Origin of the sequence: Proteus sp. fly-1067 (assembly GCF_040139345.1) — a bacterium.
Classification (GTDB): domain Bacteria; phylum Pseudomonadota; class Gammaproteobacteria; order Enterobacterales; family Enterobacteriaceae; genus Proteus; species Proteus vulgaris_B.
This window is the reverse complement of sequence record NZ_JBEEUL010000065.1, coordinates 1-847: the sequence shown is the minus strand read 5'-3', so window position 1 is coordinate 847 and position 847 is coordinate 1. Positions and strand designations below refer to the sequence as shown.

Annotated in this window: 3 protein-coding genes; all 3 read left to right on the top strand. The window is 39.8% G+C overall.

Annotation, left to right across the window (positions count from 1 at the left end; genetic code table 11):
• The coding region (locus ABN217_RS19120; protein ID WP_349459833.1) for a hypothetical protein at window positions 1-275 on the top strand (275 nt) is incomplete at its 5' end.
• Window positions 272-442 carry a Lar family restriction alleviation protein gene (locus tag ABN217_RS19115; protein ID WP_349459832.1) on the top strand — a complete coding sequence of 57 codons (171 nt, stop codon included), beginning with the start codon at window positions 272-274 and terminating at the stop codon, window positions 440-442. The genes ABN217_RS19120 and ABN217_RS19115, both read left to right, overlap by 4 nt.
• 62 nt (window positions 443-504) lie before the next feature.
• The coding region (locus tag ABN217_RS19110) for a RusA family crossover junction endodeoxyribonuclease (protein ID WP_349459831.1) at window positions 505-847 on the top strand (343 nt) is incomplete at its 3' end.

Below are 847 nucleotides of genomic sequence, written 5' to 3'. Positions count from 1 at the left end.
GGACTTTAGGTGCATTAGTCAGAATTAGCGAAGAACGTCCATTACGCTACAGAGTAACTAAAGAGGCAGAAAGAGTTCATTCAGTAATAACAGAATCACGTAAATCAGGTGAGTCAGTCTACATTGAAAAGCTGAATACTCAGAAAGCTAAAAAATGCGCATTACCCACAATCAAATGGGTAAAACACGCCACCTCTAATTTTGCTCTCATGGGTAAATTGCCAACCGAGCCGTATGACTCATTAGTAAGAGCAGCAAGAGGTAATCACTCATGAACAGTGCTCACTGCCCATTCTGTAATTCTAAAAAACTAGAAGTCATGCAAGTGATGTTCAATACATTTACTCGCTGTCAGAAATGTGGAGCAAGAGGCCCTATTGCTAATAATGCGGATGAAGCTCTGAAGGCTTGGGATAAAAGGAGTGTAAACGATGCTAACTAAATACATGTTGTTCGTTGGTTTTTGGTTCGTTGTGACATTACTGATTGGGTTGTGGGGTACTTATGCCTGAATTAACCCTAACACTACCATTTCCACCTAGTGTAAATACTTATTGGAGAAATACCCAAAGAGGAACCCTAGTCAGTGTAAAAGGGCGAGTATTTAGAGCAAATGCGATTGCAGCAGTCTATGAACAATTAAAGCGTAGACCTAAGGCTATTGAGAGTGATGTGTTTGTTTCTGTGAAATTATATCCCCCAACTAAGCAGGCTAGAGATATTGATAATTTCTTAAAAGCACCTTTTGATGCCCTTACTCATGCCGGTGTATGGGTGGATGATAAGCAGATTAAAAAAATGGATGTTGAATGGATGGACGTTATTAAAGGCGGGAAGCTTGAAATAA